Origin of the sequence: Aporhodopirellula aestuarii (assembly GCF_023701485.1) — a bacterium.
GTDB classification, from domain to species: Bacteria; Planctomycetota; Planctomycetia; order Pirellulales; family Pirellulaceae; genus Rhodopirellula; species Rhodopirellula aestuarii.
This window is the reverse complement of the sequence record NZ_JAMQBK010000059.1, coordinates 69,666-86,834: the sequence shown is the minus strand read 5'-3', so window position 1 is coordinate 86,834 and position 17,169 is coordinate 69,666. Positions and strand designations below refer to the sequence as shown.

Genomic DNA, 17,169 nt, shown 5'->3' with positions numbered 1-17,169 from the left:
TGATTGAGTTGAGGAGAAAGAAAAGCTTACGATGGGAGCGCCGGAATCCATCCCTGCCAATGCAATAGCATGACGTACAGAATCGCACCGGTGATTTGGAACAGCATGATTGCCCCTCCGAGTTTCAAGAACGTACCCCAGCCGACGTGGATGCCGGCCTCCTTCTTAAGGGCGTAGATCGCGATCACACAAGATATCGAACCGATCGGAGTGCCGTTCCCACCGAGGTTACAGCAGATGACCAGCACCCACCACAACGGTTCGGCGGGCACACCTGTATCGCCACCGGAGATGTCCTGCACGATCGGAATCAGTGTCGCGGCGACGGGAATATTGTCAACGATTGAGCTGGCGACTGCCGAGAACACACCCAGTAATGGGATCAGCAATGCGAGTTGATTGTCCGAGAACGCGATGACTTGCTCGGCCACCCATTTTAATGCCCCGGTTTCTTTGACGCATCCGATAATCACAAACAGGCCCATGAAGAATAGGATCACGGTCCAATTGACTTTGCCGATCGCGTCTTCGACGCCTTTACCAGAAAACAGCAACGCGGCGGTGGCCCCGACCATCGCGACGAAGTCCATCCCGACGCCGAGAGGTTGAGCGAGGGCGAATCCACAAACGGTGCCGATCAGAATCGTGGCGCTGCGTAACAGGACGCGACGGTCTTCCACCATCGCCCACGGATCGAAGCCTTCGATTTGCTGTTTGAGAGCCGCCTTGTCCGCTTCGGACTGTTTCCACGGAAGATCGTTGCGAAAGAAAAACCGCAACCCGATGATGGCGATGACCAGACTCACGGCGGCATAAGGCAGCGAGACTTTCAGGAAGTCGACGTAGGGGATTCCGGCCGACGTGCCGATCATGATATTGGGCAGCCCACTGGCGAAGGTGGCGATCGCTCCGCTGTTCGCGCAGATCGCGACCGACAATAGCAGCGGCATCGGCTTGTAACCGAGTGAACGACAGATCACCAGCACCAAGGAACTGAGGATCAGCATCGCGGGAACGATGGTCAAAACGCTGACAAACAGAAACGTCACGAGGCACAACGTGAGGAACAACCGTGCCGCTTGCCCTCCCGTGAAGCGGACGATCCACATACTCAGGAAATGAAACAGGCCGCTTTTGCCCACCACATCGACGAGGATGCCTGTTCCGATGATGACGCCGAAGATGTTCAGATCTTCTTTGAGGAACTCATAGACCTTCGGATAAGGGAACAAGTTCAGCGCCATGCTGAGGATGATCAGTACTGCTGCCCCGCATAAGGCCGCGACGGTTTTGTGAAACCGTTCGATCGCGACTCCCACGTACGTTGCCATCATCACGGCAACAAACAACAGCATGATCCAGGCGGGCGACGACGCCGTCGGCATTTCGTTCAGCGACGAGGCCAGGACCGAGACGTGATGGATCGGTGAGGTGGACGCCAGGGGCGAGAATGAAACCGGTGGCGTGTGGGAGCCCAGAGCGATGGAATAAACCGGGGGTTCCCAGTTTGGCAAACAGTTCGCAAACGGCTCGCATGTCGCAAGTTGAGTGTGCAGCATCGAGAAGGATCTCCTTGGCGAATCGACGTTCTCATACCGCAATTGGCATAAAAAGACGGCGATTATGACTTATTTTGATAAAATGGACCATCCCGCTGTAACCTCGGCCGAATTGGCGGAAACAGCTCTCAAGAGGAATCCATGTGACTGCGGCCAACCAAACTGAGCAATTCGTCCAACAGCTCACCGAGCATCAGGCTCGGCTGTATGGGTATGTGTATTCGCTCTTGGGCAATCACGCGCAAGCGAGCGATGTGGTTCAGGAAACGAATTTGGTGCTGTGGCGAAAAATTGGTGAATACGATCCGGAAAAACCTTTCGGGCCGTGGGCTTTTGCGATCGCGCGACTCCAAGTCCTCTCGAGTATCCGGGATCGCGGGCGTGAGCGAGTCTTGATCGATTCCGAACTCGCCGAGCAACTTTGTGGCGTGCTCGAAAAGGAAATGAATCGATTGGACGACTACCGAACACCGCTACGCATGTGTTTGGCACGTCTGGACGAGGAGAACCGGGCTTTAATTCATCACCGTTACTTTCATGATCGCTCGATCGCCGATATCGCTGCCGCCGTGGGTCGCAGTGGTGGCGCGGTAAAGGTCGCGCTGAGTCGGGCCCGCCAGAAACTCTTTCGCTGCGTGTCGGAACAATTAATGATGAATGAATCGTGAAAGATCAATTGCAAGAACTCGAACATTTGTTGCACGACTGGGAAGCCGGTGTCCTCGACAACGAAGGTCTCGGGCGGCTGCGTGAGATTCTGCGGACAGACGAAGCCGCACGAGGCCATTTTGCGCGTTTGCAGACGTTCAACGTCGCGCTAATGTCAGAGGCCGGTAGCGGAGAGAGCATTTCGTTGCCGTTACCATCGGGTGCGGCATCGGATCGGTCTGCCCCGACGACGGCAGCGCCGCCGTCTGTTGATGCTGCGGGCGGGGAACGCTCGGCGCGTGTGGTCGCGTTCGTCGTCGGTGCCCTCGCAGCCAGCCTACTGGTGGCGGCATTTTTGTCGGCGCCTCCGTTTGGCGACGATGTGGTCGAATCAAACGAAGGCAATGCAAGTTCTGTTGCGATCGTTCGCAAAGCGTCGGATGTGGAGCCGTCCTCACGCGGTGTTGCGATCGTCACGCAGTTGGTGGGTGTGAACTCGCAGGTAGACGGGCGAGAATTGTCGGCCGGTCAATCGCTCGTCCCCGGCGAGTTTAGAATCGAACAAGGGCTCGTGCAGATCGAGTTTTTCTGCGGCGCAACGATCCTTCTCGAAGGGCCAGCGGAGTTGCAACTCGTATCGACTGAGCTGGCTCGATTGCGTCAAGGAAAATTACGCGCCCAAGTTCCTCCGGCCGCACACGGCTTTACCGTTGAAGCGGATGATTTGCGAGTCGTGGACTTGGGGACGGAGTTTGGTGTTTCGGTATCGACCGAAGGGGCCGATGTCGAAGTATTTGACGGTGAAGTCGAAGTGCATCACGGCGGCTCAGCGATACGTTTGCTCGGACAAGGCGATGCCGTCATGCACGACCGCCGCGGCGAATTGGCGGATGCGATCGCTCGCCCAAACCGGTTTGTGGACATGGCGTCGTTTCATCAACAACTATCCGCTCGACAGGTGGATCAATTGGAAGCGTGGAAGCGTTGGACCGAATCGTTTCGAAAAGATGAGCGGTTAATCGCTTATTACGACTTCAACGATCCGGAGCGTTGGAATCGGCGGTTGCCCTGCCGAACCGAGCCGGCTAACCGCGAGCTCGACGGTGCGATCGTGGGGGCGGTGCCTGCGGTCGGCCGATGGGATGGCAAGAACTCGCTGGAGTTCAAACGCCCGGGCGACCGGGTGCGGGTATCGATTCCAGGTGAATTTCGATCGCTCAGTTTTTCCGCCTGGGTTCGAATCGACAGTCTTGACCGTTGGTACAACTCTTTGTTCCTCACCGATGAGTATGATGAGGGGGAGCCGCATTGGCAGATTCTCGATACCGGGCAACTGTATTTCTCGGTCTGCAAGCGAGGTGTGAAAAGTCCTTTGGGGAACCAACGCAAAGTTCTCTCGCCTGTCTTTTGGGAACCGTCACTCAGCGGGAAATGGTTACACCTGGCAACCACCTATGACGTCGATCGGCGTCTCACGCGTCACTACCTCAACGGTGAGTTGCTGCACGAGCAAGAGATACCGGCCGACCAAGTCGCGACTGTCACGCGGTTTGGTCCTTCGACGATCGGGAACTGGACGCGGCCTAATCGGCCGGATCTCGATTTCGCGATTCGAAACTTGAATGGCAGTATCGATGAGTTAGCAATTTTTTCAGAACCGCTCTCGGCGGAAGAAATACAGGAGATCTATGTCCATGGAAAACCGTAAGGGCATGTGTATCGAAAATAAATCGTGCGTCTCGTCCTCCGGAGAAATGTCACCGGTCGGGATGGGTGAGCGAAGCGGGCGTCTGTGCCGGTTCGCGTTCCGGTGGATGGCGTGCGTGTTAATGCTTGTGAACGCTTCAACGTTGATGGCGGAATCGCATGAATCGGAGGATGAACGTGCCGGTCAGCGTCTCTTTGCGTTGAAGGTGCTGCCGGTCTTTGGCGAAAAGTGTTTTGGGTGTCACGGCGCGGATGTTGAAAAACGTCGAGGCGAATTCGACATGCGTACTTTGCAAGGTTTGCTTGATGGTGGCGAAACGGGTGAGCCTGCAATCGTACCGGGCGATCCAGACGGGAGTGTATTGGTTCAGTCGATCGAATGGCAATCGAACGAGATGCCACCCAAAGAAAACGATCGACTCTCTCAAACGCAGATTGACGCGGTTCGCGAATGGATCCGGCTCGGGGCGGCCTGGCCCGATGAAGAGACTCAAACGGCGATACGGCTAGAGGAGGCGACTCGTGAGGTCACCGATGATGGCGTTCTCGTGACCACGAGCGGCGGGACGTCCGAGCAATGGACGCTGCGTCGTTACGACGTCGATGACTTGTGGGCATTGAAGCCGGTTCGCTCGGAGACGGAGTTGGTTGGAGAGGCCGCGATCGATTCGTTGATCAATCGCCGTCTCGATGAGGCCGGGTTTGCGGCGGCGCCGCGTGCGACGCCGGTCGAACTGATCCGCCGAGCGACTTTTGATCTAACTGGATTGCCGCCTTCACCGGAGGAAATCGACCAATTCGTGGCTGCCAGTGAACGCGATCCTAAGGCCGCGTGGGAAGAACTCGTCGATCGGTTGTTGGCCAGTCCGCAGTATGGCGAACGTGCCGCTCAGCATTGGTTCGATGTCACCCGGTACGCAGACACGGGCGGGATGGCGAATGACTACGAGCGGTCCAATATGTGGCGATATCGCGATTACGTGATTCGGTCATTCAACAACGACAAACCCTATGACCAGTTCATCGTCGAGCAGATTGCCGGTGACGAGTTGGCTGACGAGTCGGTACGGGCGCGGCTGATAAAATCGCTCGGCGAAGACGTCGATGCTGACAAGCTCGAAAAACAGGTTCATCAAGTACGCCTCGATGGCGACTACACGGCCGAGGAAGCCGAAGCGATCGTGGCGACGGGTTATCTTCGCATGGGGCATTGGGATAACGCGATGGTCGAAAAGGAAGAGGCCCGCCAAATCTTTCTCGATGACATCGTCAACAACGTCGGCCAGACATTCTTGGCGACGACGCTGCGGTGCGTGAAATGTCACGATCACAAGTTTGATCCGATTCCAACGCGGGACTACTACCGCATCTACTCGGCGTTTTCGGCAACGCAGATGGCGGAACGCCCGGTGCCTTTCCTGCCATCGGAAAACCGGAATGGATTTAAGGAAGGAAAACGCCACGTGGAGCGGATGCTCGCCTATGCGACGACCAAGAAGAACGAACTCGTCTCGAAACAGGAGGCTGCGGCCCGGAAATGGTTTGAAGAACACAATCTGCCGTACAAGAACGAAGATGAGCGAAAGGAGTTGCCCGATGAAATGAAACCACCGCGGCACGTCGGACTGAACCACATCGAGCAAGGTCGGCTCAAGGTTCGCAATCAAGATGAGTGGATTTGGACGCGGCGGCTCGAGCGGTATCAGCCGATGGCGCAGAGCGTGTTCAATTCATCAGACGTCGGCGTTAACATCGGAGCCCGCAAATTGCGATTGAAGGAGAAGATCAATCTCAATCAGCCGACCGAGTCCTTCATTCTGACCGGTGGTGCCATCACGGCCCCGGCGGATCCGGTCGGGCCTGGGGTGCTCAGTATGACAGGCGTTGGCGTGCGTCGAGGCGAGGTCGAGAGCAACGACTTGGGCGACGAGTATCGGCTCACGGACAATATCAACGGTCGTCGGTTCGGGTTGGCACGCTGGATCGCGGATGCGAGGAACCCGCTCACCTCGCGAGCAATCGTCAATCGCATTTGGCAGTCGCATTTTGGAGTAGGAATTGCCGCGAATGCGAATAACTTTGGTGCCAAAGGGGCTAAGCCGACCCATCCGGAACTGCTCGATTTCCTTGCCTCCGATTTTCTAAATGGCGGATGGAAGATCAAGCGGATGCACCGGATGATCATGCTGTCGGATGCCTATCAACGCAGCAGCTATCATCCAAACCATGAAACGTTACGTGACGCTGATCCGGATAACACAACCCTGGCGTATTTTCCGATCCGGCGGATGACGGCCGAGGAGTTGCGAGACGCGATGCTCGCGATGACGGGAGAGTTAAATCTCGAAGCAGGTGGTTTGCCGATCAGTTCAGAAATCAATATGGAAGTGGCGTTGCAGCCACGGATGATTCAATTTTCGCTGGCTCCCGCATATCAGCCTTCACGATTGCCGGAACAACGAAATCGACGATCGATCTACGCGTATCGGGTTCGTGGGCAAGCCGATCCGATGCTGGAACTGTTCAATCAGCCGAACCCGAACGAATCGTGCGAACGACGCGACGTTGCCGCCGTGACGCCGCAGGCGTTGACGCTGCTCAACAGCGACGTGATGACGGACCGCTCGATCGCGATGGCAAAGCGTTTGCAAGAGATTGAGCCGGAGACACACGGGCAAATCGAAGCCGCGTTTCGAATCTTGCTCGGGCGATCACCTCGACCTCATGAGTCGGATCGACTGGGTGAATATGTGGCCGACATGCAGACGTATCATGCGGACGTCGATCCTGAGCCGACGGAATATCCGACCGAGATCACGCGTTCGCTGGTCGAGGAGTTTACCGGTAGGCCTTTTGAGTACACCGAAATCTTGCCGGTGTTCGAACGCTACGTTCCGGACGCTAAACCGGCTGATGTTTCGCCCGAAACGCGAGCATTGGCGGACCTCTGTTTGCTTTTATTTAATACCAACGAATTTCTCTACATTCGGTAGACTTGATGTCTCATCTCCTTTGCTCACGCCCTGTTTCGACATCCGCGACACGTCGCGGTTTCTTGTACGGTCTTGGTGCGTCGCTCGGGTCGGTCGCGCTGACGGACATGCTCGCCGCAGAGTCGGCGGCGGATGCGAAAGCGATTGCGGCGGCTGCGGGCGGTCCGTTGTCTCCAAAGCCACCGATGCATCCGGCTCGCGCCAAGGCAGTCATCATGTTGTTCATGGAAGGCGGGCCAGGACAGATGGATACGTTCGATCCCAAGCCCGAACTGACGCGTCTGCACAAGACAGAGTCCAAGCGAACGGGCGGCCAAGAGAAGGGATTTAAGTTCTTCGTCGGTAGCCCCTTCGGGTCTCGCAAGGTAGGTGATGCCGGGCTCGATATGTGCGACCAGTGGGAATATCTGGCTGACCCTTTCGTGGCCGATGAGCTGTGTAATTATCGCGGGTTGCAAGCCGAGTCGCTCAATCATCCCGAAGCGTTGTTTCATATGAACACTGGCAGTCGGCTGGGCGGTGATCCGGCGCTCGGTTCTTGGACGACTTACGGGCTCGGGAGTGTGAACCAGAATCTGCCTGGTTATGTCGTGATGACGGAACTGGCGATGCCGCAGGGCGGTTCGGGGAATTGGAGCAATGGTTTTCTGCCGGCTCACTATCAGGGAACCCGATTAAGGCCCGAGGGATCGCCGCTGTTGGATCTCTCGCCGCAGTCGTTCAAAAGTCGTGAGCATCAACGGCGTGCTCTTGATGAACTCGCGTTACTCAATCAATCCCATCTCGAGTCGATTGGCGGCGGGCAAGGGGATCTCGCAGCGCGGATGGAGAGCTATGAACTCGCGTACCGAATGCAGAGCGAAGTGCCCGGCGTGATCGACCTTAATCAAGAATCGCAGGCGACGCTCGAAATGTACGGGATGAACGATCCCGATACGGAGACGTTCGGACGGCAATGTTTGATGGCGCGGCGATTAGTGGAAAGTGGTGTGCGGTTCGTGCAGATTTTCAGTGGCGGTTGGGACAGTCATGATTATCTCGAACGTGGCCACGCGTCGCGAATCAAGAGCGTCGACAAACCGATGGCGGCGTTGATTCGCGATCTAAAACAACGCGGGATGTTGGACGACACGCTGGTCATCTGGACGGGCGAGTTTGGCCGCACTCCGGACAACAATAAACGGGGTGGCGTTTATTCGCTCGGCCGCGGGCATAACAACAATGCGATGACCATGTTGATGGCGGGAGGAGGCGTCAAACGAGGAGCGGTCGTAGGTGCGACCGATGAAATCGGATCGACCGCGGTCGAATGCGTCCACCCGATTCGGGATTTGCATGTGACGTTGCTTCACCTGCTCGGTCTCGATGACAACAAGCTGACCTATTTCCATGGTGGTCGGTATAAACAGCTCAGCCAGTTCGGCGGTGAGGTGATTCAAGAATTGCTCGCGTGACTCGATCTGCGAGTCGCCGACTCGGGAATCCTCGTGAGTTAGAACACGAAGACGAACTCGTTCCAGTTCAGAACGCTCAGTGCGTAGAGTGCCTCGGCGCGTTGCCGTGGCATCGCATGGCGGGTGATGAGTTCTTCGATTAGTTCGACGCCATCGGCGATTTCTTCGTCGGTCGCCTTTCTAGCGAGCACACGGTGAATGACTCCCTTTATGAACGCCGGCATGTTGTCGTTCACACGCGTATCCGATTCCGGACGGGAGCTGATTTCAGCACGAATTGAGCTGGCGAGTTGATTCGCTTTCTCGTGGATGAAATCGCTGTTGAGCAGCGACATGGCTTGGCCGGGTTGCAGTGTCGCGAATCGGGCTTCGCAGGTTGTGTCGGGTTCGGGGAAATCGAATGCCGAGAGCAACGGCGTGAGCAGGGAGCGTTTGACATGGATGTAAACGCTGCGGCGGTTGCGCTGCGACTCATTGGACTGCCCCCAGCCTTTGCCGGGCCTGGATTGTCCCGCCAAGACTTCGGGAGACAACGCTTCGTAAAAGCTCGGCCCGTAGGGTTCTCGATTGAGCGTGCCCACGACGGCTAAGATTGAGTCTCGGACTTCTTCGGCGGCGAGTCGTCGTGGATCGAAACGCCAAAACAGGTCGTTGCCGGGATCGATCGTGGCGGTGTCGCCGACCATGGTTGTTTGTTCCGGCGTCAGGGCAGCGGCGGCTTTGTAAGTGCGACTGGTCATGATCAACCGATGCATCGCTTTTATTTTCCAACCGTTGTCGACGAACACGCCGGCGAGATAGTCCAGCAATTGCGGGTGAGTCGGAGGCGTCCCCAATTGGCCAAAATTGTTGGCCGAACGAACAATACCTCGGCCGAAGTGGTGCTGCCAAATTCGATTGACAATGACACGCGTCGTCAGCCGGTTGGACGGTGTCGTCATCCAGCGGGCTAATTCGAGGCGGCGTTGATCGTCGTCGATGGGCGGCAGATTCTCTTCGAAGATTTCGGGGACGTGTGGTGAAACGGTTTCGGTTGGTGAGTGTGGATTGCCACGATACATCACGAAGGTGTTTGCGATCTTTCGTTTACGGGCGATGCCGAGGACTTGCTCTCGCGGTGGCAGTTGTCTGCGTCGTTTGTTAACGAGTTTGAGTTCCGCTTCGAGTTGCGCGTATCGGAGACGCTGTTCGTCGGTGAGATGTTGATCGAGTTTTTCGCTCAACACTCGTTTTCGATCTCTCGCGTTGCCTTCGGTGGCGCGTTGGTCGCTGGCGGACATGTGAACGATACCGGCCTGTTCGAGCTCGATGCGTTCGCTGTTGATCCGTGCAAGGTCTACGTCGCATTGACGATATTGCTCGATCAGTTGCGGAGAGCTGACGTCGACTTGGTTATTGCCAACGAGATCGCTGCGCGACGCGTAGGGCGTCATGTCGGCGAAGAAGGCGAGCATGCCGTAGTAGTCCGTCGTCGGTATCGGATCGATCTTATGATCGTGGCATCGGGCACAATTGATGGTCAGGCCAAGAAATGCTTGGCCGGTGGTGGTGATCAGATCGTCGAGTTCGTCGTAGCGGGCTTGCAGCGGATCGGCGGGTTCATCGTCCCAGATCCCGAGACGGTAGTACCCCGTCGCGGTCAGAGATTCGGTCGTGGGGTGTTCGAAGAGATCGCCTGCGAGTTGTTCTTGAACAAATTGATCGTAGGGTTTGTCTTCGTTGAACGAACGAATGACATAGTCGCGGTACTTCCAAGCATTGGGTTTGGCTGCATCACGCTCGAACGAATTGGTCTCGGCGTATCGAACGAGGTCGAGCCAATGTCGGCCCCAGCGTTCGCCGTAATGATGCGACGCGAGCAGTCGGTCGATCAAATTTTCGTACGCGTGCGGGTCGGTGTCCGCGATGAACTCTTCGACCTGCTGTGGCGTCGGCGGCAGACCGGTGAGGTCGTAGGTTGCCCGGCGAATCAGGGTTCGTTTGTCGGCGGGAGGAGCCTGTTTGAGTCCGGCCTCGTCGAGGCGGCTAAACACGAATGCGTCGATCGGATGGAGGTCATCGCTGGCAGTGGTGAGGTTAGCGGTGTTGCGGCTGTTTTCGCTGAGCTGCGGCACCGGCGGATTGCTGAGCGGTTCGAATGCCCAGTGGCGGCTGAAGGTGGCGCCTTCGTCGATCCATTGTTTCAAGATCGCAATTTCGCTTGCCCTGAGCCGCTCTCCCTCGGGCGGCATCTGTTCATATTCGTCGTCGGTCAGAATTCTGGTGATCATCCCGCTTCCCTCGACATCGCCGGGGACGATCGCGAAGTCGCCCGAATCCGCTTCGGCGAGTGCCAAGTCGGCTTGGTGAAAAGCGATTCCCGATTCCGCCTGATCGGGACCGTGGCAGGAAAAGCACTTGCGGGCGAGTATCGGTTGGACTTCGCGCGCGTAGTCGATTTCAGCTTGGGCGGTGGACGCTAAGAGTAGCCACGAAATGAATGCGAGGGTCACAGGTTGTCGATGTCGCGGGCTTCGTGGGCTCAAAAGCTGACGCATGAGATTGGGCGGGGGGCGGTGGGAAGGGCGGGAGCCAAAAAATTGGCCGGGAAGTCGTGATCAATCACGATTGAGAGCGGTCTAACCGGTAAAAGTCGAAGAAATTGCCTTCGAATAGGGATGGCAATTTCCCAGCATTGGTTACAATATTTCGCTTGCGAATCGGGCCAGCGGGAGTCCCTGTGATCGGTCTGGTGAGCGCCCCTCGCGTGCATCACATGCACAAGAGATACGTTCACGTAACCCATTTTATCACACTGCTTCCCCAAAAAAACGAGAGAAAAGCATGTCCCAAGTCGCTGTAGAACGACTTCCTTACAAGGTTCGAGACATTTCGCTGGCCGAGTACGGTCGCAAAGAAATCGAGCTTGCCGAAAACGAAATGCCCGGTTTGATGGCCCTTCGCGAGAAGTATGGCGCGTCCAAACCGTTGAAGGGTGCCCGCATCGCCGGTTGCCTCCACATGACCATTCAAACGGCGGTTTTGATCGAAACCCTCGTTGAGCTCGGCGCCGAAGTGACCTGGAGTAGCTGCAATATTTTCAGCACCCAAGATCACGCCGCCGCCGCGGTCGCCAAAGCCGGAATTCCTGTTTATGCCTGGAAGGGCATGAGCGATGAGGAATTCGATTGGTGCATCGAGCAAACCTTGAATTTCCCGTCGGGCAAACCGCTCAACATGATCCTCGACGATGGTGGTGACTTGACCGCCATGGTTCACGATAAATTCCCAGAATTGCTGGGCGAAATCCGTGGTATCAGCGAAGAGACCACCGCCGGGATTCACCGCCTGGAAGTGCTCAACCGCACTGGCAAGCTGAAGGTTCCCGCGATCAACGTCAACGATTCGGCGACCAAGAGCAAGTTCGACAACCTGTACGGTTGCCGCGAGTCGCTCGCCGACGGTGTCAAACGAGCCACCGACGTGATGCTCGCTGGTAAAGTCGCTGTGGTTTGTGGTTACGGCGATGTCGGCAAGGGCTGTGCTCAAAGCCTGCAGCGTTACGGTTGCCGCGTGATCGTGACCGAAATCGACCCGATCAACGCTCTGCAAGCGGTGATGGAAGGTTTCGAAGTCGTCACGATGGAAGACGCTTGCAAAGAAGGCCGTTTGTTCGTCACCACGACCGGCAACAAGGACATCATCCTTGGTCAGCACATGGTTGAAATGGCCAATGACGCGATCCTCTGCAACATCGGTCACTTCGATACCGAAATCGACGTGGCTTGGTTGGAAGATCAAGTCGCTCAGGGCAAAGCAACCAAGGTTGAGATCAAGCCTTCGGAAATTGGTGCGGTTGATCGTTACACGTTCAAGGACACCGGTCGTAGCATTTTGATCTTGGCGAAAGGCCGCTTGGTCAACTTGGGCTGTGCCACTGGTCACCCAAGTTTCGTGATGAGCACCTCGTTCACCAACCAAGTTCTTGCTCAACTCGAGTTGTGGCAACAAACCGGTCAGTATGAAAACAAGGTTTACATGCTGCCCAAACGACTCGACGAAGAAGTCGCACGTTTGCACCTCGAGAAACTCGGCGTGAAGCTCACGACTTTGACCCAAGAACAAGCCGATTATCTCGGTGTGCCGGTCGAAGGTCCTTACAAGCCAGACCATTACCGCTACTAAGACCCCATCGGTCTAAACGCAAGTAAACATCGAACCGGAGTCATTTGACTCCGGTTTTTTTATGGATGCGTGCTTGTTGGCGGATGCGTTCGGACCACCGTTGCAGTCGCCGGCGGTTATGCCTGAGATGCTTTGGCGACGGCATCGGCGAGGCTGTCCATGGAAGGCGTTTCCGCGATCGCGGCGACGTCGTAATCGTGCGAACGGAGCACTTCGGCGGTGATGGGGCTAATCGCGACGAAGCGACATCCCTGCAGGTCATCGCCGAATAAGCGATGTAGGTTTTCGGCGGTCGCGCTGCTGGTGACCGTGATCCAGTCGATTTCACCTTGTCTCAGCATCTCGGCAATTTTGGGATCTGCATGCTCGACGTCGACGTTTTGATAGGCGGCGACCTCTTCGACTCGGGCACCTGCTGCGGCGAGTCCGTCCGGTAGCACGCGACTGCCTCGATTGGCGCGGACGATCAGCACGTTTTCGTCACTCACGCTGGTCCAGAGGTCCCGCACCAATCCGTCGGCGGTGAATTCGCTGGGGATGAGATCGGCATTGAGGTGATATTCGCTGAGCCGTGTTGCCGTGGCTTTGCCAAGGGCGGCGATTCGCAAGCCCGCTAGGGATCGAACGTCGTATCCTCGTTCGAGCAAGCGATCGAGGAAATAGCAGACAGCGTTGGTGCTCGAAAAAATGATCGTTTGAAAGGTGGGCAGGCGATCGATTGCGTTATCAATCTGTTCCCAGTTTGCTGGCGGCATAATCTCGATCACGCTTTGTCGGACCGTGATCGCACCGAGATCCTCCAGTGGCCGTGCAAGTTCGTCGGCCTGTTCCACGGGGCGAGTGACGAGAACTCGCTGTCCGTGCAGCGGTCGACGGCTGAACCAATCCATCGTTTCGGAAAGCTTCGTCACATCCCCGACGATGGTGATCACGGGCGGTCGAAACTTGCTCGCGGGAGTCAGGTGGCCGGCGACTTCGTCGAGCCGACACGTGATCTGTTGCTGGTCCGGTAGGCTGCATCGTCGCAGGATCGCACAAGGAGTTTCCGGTGGTTTTCCTGCATCGAGCAGGGCTCGCGTCCAAACATCGGCTGTGGTCACGCCCATGTAGATAACGAGGGTTCCTGGGAAGGCGGCCAATGCGGCCCAGTCCAAAGCGGATTCGGGTTTGCCGGGTTCTTCGTGTCCGGTCACGAGTGCGACGGCGGATGCGATGCCGCGATGGGTGATCGGGATTCCAGCGTAGGATCCTGCCGCCAGTGCGGCCGTGATCCCGGGGACGATCTCAAACGGGATATTCGCTGCAACGAGGGCGTCGACCTCTTCGCTGGTGCGGGCGAAAACCGCCGGGTCGCCGCCTTTGAGCCGCACGACGGATTTTCCGGCCGCCGCGTGCCGAAGGGTCTCGGTGATAATTTCCGGCTGCGTCCAAATCCTCGATTGGCCGTGTTTTCCAACGCAAATGTGTTCCGCCTGCGGGGCGTGGGCCAACATTTCCGCGTTTGAAAGGCCGTCGTAGAGGACGACGTCGCACCGGCTCAGCCAATATTGTCCGCGGAGGGTTAACAGTTCGGGGTGGCCGGGACCGGCGCCGACCAGGGCGACAAAACCACGTTGTTTGACCGAGTCGGCCTCGGGTGAGGTAGGTGTCGTCGGCGTGGTCGAGTCGTCGCGAGGGGAGGTCACTGGGCGAGGGGTCACGAATTGAAGGGAGGCAAGAATGGGAGGTTCGGTCTCGCGGTCTGTCCGTTTGGCGAGGCCCAAAGTTCGATTTCGCCCGCTTGCGGACGTGGTTTGGCGGTCGCGAGGGCTGATCCTCAGCGGAAAGAGTGACTTTCTCGCGGGGGAGGATTAAAAGGATTATGGAAGTTTTTCATGAGTCTGGACAGTGACCGACACGATTGTCATACTACGCCGCTTCCCATTTACCTCGAGAGCGGCCGACCGCTCCGAAATCCCACTTTTTCAGTCTCCATCGGGGTGGCATCTGCCACCGCCAATCACATGCCAAATACCCAGAGCGCCAAAAAACGACTTCGCCAAAGTGAAGTTCGCCGTCTTCGTAACCGAGGTGTCCGCAGCAACATGCGGTCGGCAGTTCGTCGTGTCCGTGAAGCCGTCGCAGCGGGCGATCAAGAAAAGGCACAAAGTGAATTTCGATTGGCGTGCAAGAAACTCGATCAAGCTGCTGCTCGCAAAGTGATCCACCGCAACGCGGCTAATCGCACCAAGAGTCGTCTCAACGCAGCGATGAAGAAAGCCACTCAAGCCGCTTAAGGCCCCTTCTAGGCGAAGAAGCGAGGGTGGGCGTCGCGGATTTTTCGAAAATCTTCGGCCATCGGAACTTGAAGAAATCCCCCTGCCCTGAAATGTAGCTGCTCAATCGCACTGCATTCCTGGAACCGAAACGCGCGCAAGAATTTTCCCGGGTGATCGCGGGGCGATGTTTGAAATTCCGCCCCGATCGTGTTGCTCCAGGACTTCGTTTCTTTCTCTGCCCCGCCCATGACTTCACTTTCCCCCGGTAGCGTTGCAGTCATCTTGCCTGCCGCGGGCAGCGGGCGACGATTCGGCGAGGAGGAAAATAAACTCTTTGCGTTGCTCGGTGGTCGGCCGCTCTGGACGCACGCAGCCGAAATTCTGTCGCGGCGATGTGAGGTGGGGCGAATTTTGCTGGCGGTCTCCTCCTGCGATCGAGACCGGTTCGAGCATCAGGTGCGAGAGCTGACACATCCCGAACGATTTCAGATCGTGATCGGAGGCGAACAACGCAGTGATACCGTTGCCGCCGCACTCGCCGAAATTGCTAGCAGTAATCCGGGTGCATCACGGCCGGAGATCGGATGGGTGGCGATTCATGATGCCGCTCGACCATTGGTGCGTGACTCCGATCTGGATTCCGTCTTTGCCCGTGCCGCGGAAACCGAGGCGGCGATTTTGGCCACGCCGGTGACGGGAACTTTGAAACGGACGGGGCTCGATGGCGACAGCGGCACGACGTTTGACCGCCGGGGAATGTGGGTTGCGCTGACTCCCCAGGTTTTCCAACTGGACTTGATCCGCCAAGCTTACCAGCGGCATCGCGGCCGCGCCGCGACTGATGATGCCGAGATGGTCGAGCGGATGGGGCACCCCGTCGCATTAGTTCCTGGGGCGGCCGATAATCTCAAAATCACCTACCCGGAAGATCTGCTCGTGGCCGAAGCTCTCCTGAGCGAGCGGCTCAAACGGGCGAGCCAATGAACCCTTTCGACAACCGACAACCAAACCTACCAACATGACTCAGTCGCCACCGATCCGTTCCACGTCACCGTCCACCGACGATCTCCTCAGCGAACTGCGTTGGCGCGGGCTGCTGCATCAAATCACCGATGAGGAGAATCTCGGCAAACTACTGTCGTCGGGATCGCAGACGGTCTACATCGGTTTTGATCCGACCGCATCAAGTTTGCACGTGGGCAGCATGATGCAACTGATGATGCTGCGGCGGTTCCAACGGGCCGGGCACCGACCGATCGCCTTGGTCGGCGGCGCGACTGGGATGATCGGTGACCCGAGTGGCAAGAGCGACGAACGCAATTTGCTGTCGGCGGAGCAATTGCAAATCAACGTGGAGGGCGTCGCCGCTCAGATGCGACGGTTCCTCGACTTCGAGGGTGAAGGAGGGTTCGAGGGCACCAATGGTGCGCTGCTGCTCAACAATTTCGATTGGATGCAAGGTTACTCTTACCTCGAGTTTCTTCGCGACGTCGGGAAGAATTTCCCTGTCGGCACGATGATGGGCAAAGAATCCGTTCGTAGCCGGTTGAGCAGCGAGGCGGGACTGAGCTACACCGAATTCAGTTACATGCTGCTGCAGGCCTACGACTTCGTCTACCTTTCGCGAGAACATGGTTGTCGCGTTCAAGCCGGCGGCAGCGACCAGTGGGGGAACATCACCGCTGGCATCGATCTCGGCCGCAGGATGGCGGGCGAGCAACTCTTCGGGTTGACCGCGCCGTTGTTGACGACCAGCGATGGGAAAAAGATGGGTAAGACGGAGAACGGTGCCGTGTGGCTCGATCCCGAGCGGACCAGCCCATACGCGTTCTACCAATACTGGGTCAATGTTGCCGACGACGACGTGATGAGATGCATCGCGTACCTCACCGAAATTGAGAAAGCTGAGTACGATGAACTCGCCGAGCGGACAGAGCAGTCACCGGGTGAGCGGGCGGCGCAGAAACGGCTGGCCCAGTGGATGACCCAGCTCGTGCACGGCGAGGACGGAATCGAGGCGGCCCAGCGGGCGACTCAGATTCTCTTCGGCGGCGAGCTTGGCAACACACCGGATGCGCAGCTGCATGAGATTTTTGCGGATGTTCCTAGCTGCGACGTCACCGGTGACCAGATCGAGGGGGACGGGTTGTGGATTGTCGAAGCGTTGCAGCTCGCCGGGTTGTGTTCGAGCGGCGGGGAAGCCCGTCGCAGCGTCAAGGAAAACAGCATCTATCTCAATAATTGCCGCGTCACCGACGAGCAAAAACGAATCGTCGAAGCTGACTTTGATGGCCGCACGGTCGTCGTCCTGCGTCGCGGCAAACGCAAATATGCCCTGCTAAAACTCGTCGCAGGCGCGTCAAACTGAGGCAGCGCATCGACCCCG

Annotated in this window: 11 protein-coding genes; 8 read left to right on the top strand and 3 right to left on the bottom strand. The window is 57.3% G+C overall.

From position 1 onward, the window contains the following. Positions 1–26: 26 nt before the first annotated feature. On the bottom strand, positions 27–1,385 hold the full coding sequence (locus NB063_RS20570; RefSeq protein ID WP_322975259.1) for an ArsB/NhaD family transporter: 1,359 nt from the start codon (positions 1,383–1,385) through the stop codon (positions 27–29). A 317-nt stretch (positions 1,386–1,702) separates the two neighbouring features. Between NB063_RS20570 and NB063_RS20565 the strand changes: the two genes are divergently transcribed. From NB063_RS20565 to NB063_RS20550, 4 genes are read left to right on the top strand one after another with little or no spacing between them, the layout of a single operon-like run. After that, positions 1,703–2,227, top strand: a complete 525-nt coding sequence (locus NB063_RS20565) for a sigma-70 family RNA polymerase sigma factor (RefSeq protein WP_250930645.1) — start codon at positions 1,703–1,705, stop codon at positions 2,225–2,227. Then, complete coding sequence (locus NB063_RS20560) at positions 2,224–3,915, top strand: LamG-like jellyroll fold domain-containing protein (RefSeq protein WP_250930644.1); 1,692 nt, start codon at positions 2,224–2,226, stop codon at positions 3,913–3,915. The genes NB063_RS20565 and NB063_RS20560 overlap by 4 nt, the downstream gene beginning before the upstream one ends. Next, the gene (locus NB063_RS20555; protein ID WP_250930643.1) at positions 3,902–6,907 is read left to right on the top strand and encodes a PSD1 and planctomycete cytochrome C domain-containing protein; all 3,006 of its coding nucleotides are present in this window, start codon (positions 3,902–3,904) and stop codon (positions 6,905–6,907) included. Before NB063_RS20560 ends, NB063_RS20555 begins: the two co-directional genes overlap by 14 nt. Before the next feature lie 5 nt (positions 6,908–6,912). After that, positions 6,913–8,361: a DUF1501 domain-containing protein gene (locus tag NB063_RS20550; protein WP_250930642.1), complete on the top strand. Its 1,449-nt coding sequence runs from the start codon at positions 6,913–6,915 to the stop codon at positions 8,359–8,361. Positions 8,362–8,399: 38 nt separating this feature from the next. Here NB063_RS20550 and NB063_RS20545 read toward each other — a convergent pair whose 3' ends face one another. Beyond that, positions 8,400–10,898, bottom strand: coding sequence for a PSD1 and planctomycete cytochrome C domain-containing protein (locus NB063_RS20545; RefSeq protein WP_261367497.1), 2,499 nt, complete (start codon positions 10,896–10,898; stop codon positions 8,400–8,402). A 286-nt stretch (positions 10,899–11,184) separates the two neighbouring features. Between NB063_RS20545 and ahcY the strand changes: the two genes are divergently transcribed. Continuing rightward, positions 11,185–12,525: an adenosylhomocysteinase gene (gene ahcY, locus NB063_RS20540; protein WP_250930640.1), complete on the top strand. Its 1,341-nt coding sequence runs from the start codon at positions 11,185–11,187 to the stop codon at positions 12,523–12,525. Positions 12,526–12,641: 116 nt separating this feature from the next. On the opposite strand, the gene cobA is transcribed toward ahcY, so the two are convergent. Continuing rightward, positions 12,642–14,225, bottom strand: coding sequence for a uroporphyrinogen-III C-methyltransferase (gene cobA / locus NB063_RS20535; protein ID WP_250930639.1), 1,584 nt, complete (start codon positions 14,223–14,225; stop codon positions 12,642–12,644). A gap of 303 nt (positions 14,226–14,528) precedes the next feature. On the opposite strand from cobA, the gene rpsT reads away from it, so the two are divergent. From rpsT to tyrS, 3 genes are all read left to right on the top strand, one after another. Further along, positions 14,529–14,801, top strand: coding sequence for a 30S ribosomal protein S20 (gene rpsT / locus NB063_RS20530; RefSeq protein ID WP_250930638.1), 273 nt, complete (start codon positions 14,529–14,531; stop codon positions 14,799–14,801). A 228-nt stretch (positions 14,802–15,029) separates the two neighbouring features. Continuing rightward, positions 15,030–15,767 carry a 2-C-methyl-D-erythritol 4-phosphate cytidylyltransferase gene (gene ispD / locus NB063_RS20525; protein WP_250930637.1) on the top strand — a complete coding sequence of 246 codons (738 nt, stop codon included), beginning with the start codon at positions 15,030–15,032 and terminating at the stop codon, positions 15,765–15,767. 34 nt (positions 15,768–15,801) lie between these two features. Further along, positions 15,802–17,151, top strand: coding sequence for a tyrosine--tRNA ligase (tyrS, locus tag NB063_RS20520; RefSeq protein ID WP_250930636.1), 1,350 nt, complete (start codon positions 15,802–15,804; stop codon positions 17,149–17,151). The last annotated feature ends 18 nt before the right edge of the window (positions 17,152–17,169 follow it).

What these genes read in the sequence shown, in the direction of transcription:
- NB063_RS20545 (WP_261367497.1), bottom strand. Translation starts at nt 10,898, where the DNA reads ATGCGTCAGCTTTTGAGCCCACGAAGCCCGCGACATCGACAACCTGTG.
- ispD (WP_250930637.1), top strand. Translation starts at nt 15,030, where the DNA reads ATGACTTCACTTTCCCCCGGTAGCGTTGCAGTCATCTTGCCTGCCGCG.
- tyrS (WP_250930636.1), top strand. Translation starts at nt 15,802, where the DNA reads ATGACTCAGTCGCCACCGATCCGTTCCACGTCACCGTCCACCGACGAT.
- NB063_RS20550 (WP_250930642.1), top strand. Translation starts at nt 6,913, where the DNA reads ATGTCTCATCTCCTTTGCTCACGCCCTGTTTCGACATCCGCGACACGT.
- ahcY (WP_250930640.1), top strand. Translation starts at nt 11,185, where the DNA reads ATGTCCCAAGTCGCTGTAGAACGACTTCCTTACAAGGTTCGAGACATT.
- NB063_RS20555 (WP_250930643.1), top strand. Translation starts at nt 3,902, where the DNA reads ATGGAAAACCGTAAGGGCATGTGTATCGAAAATAAATCGTGCGTCTCG.
- rpsT (WP_250930638.1), top strand. Translation starts at nt 14,529, where the DNA reads ATGCCAAATACCCAGAGCGCCAAAAAACGACTTCGCCAAAGTGAAGTT.
- NB063_RS20570 (WP_322975259.1), bottom strand. Translation starts at nt 1,385, where the DNA reads ATGCCGACGGCGTCGTCGCCCGCCTGGATCATGCTGTTGTTTGTTGCC.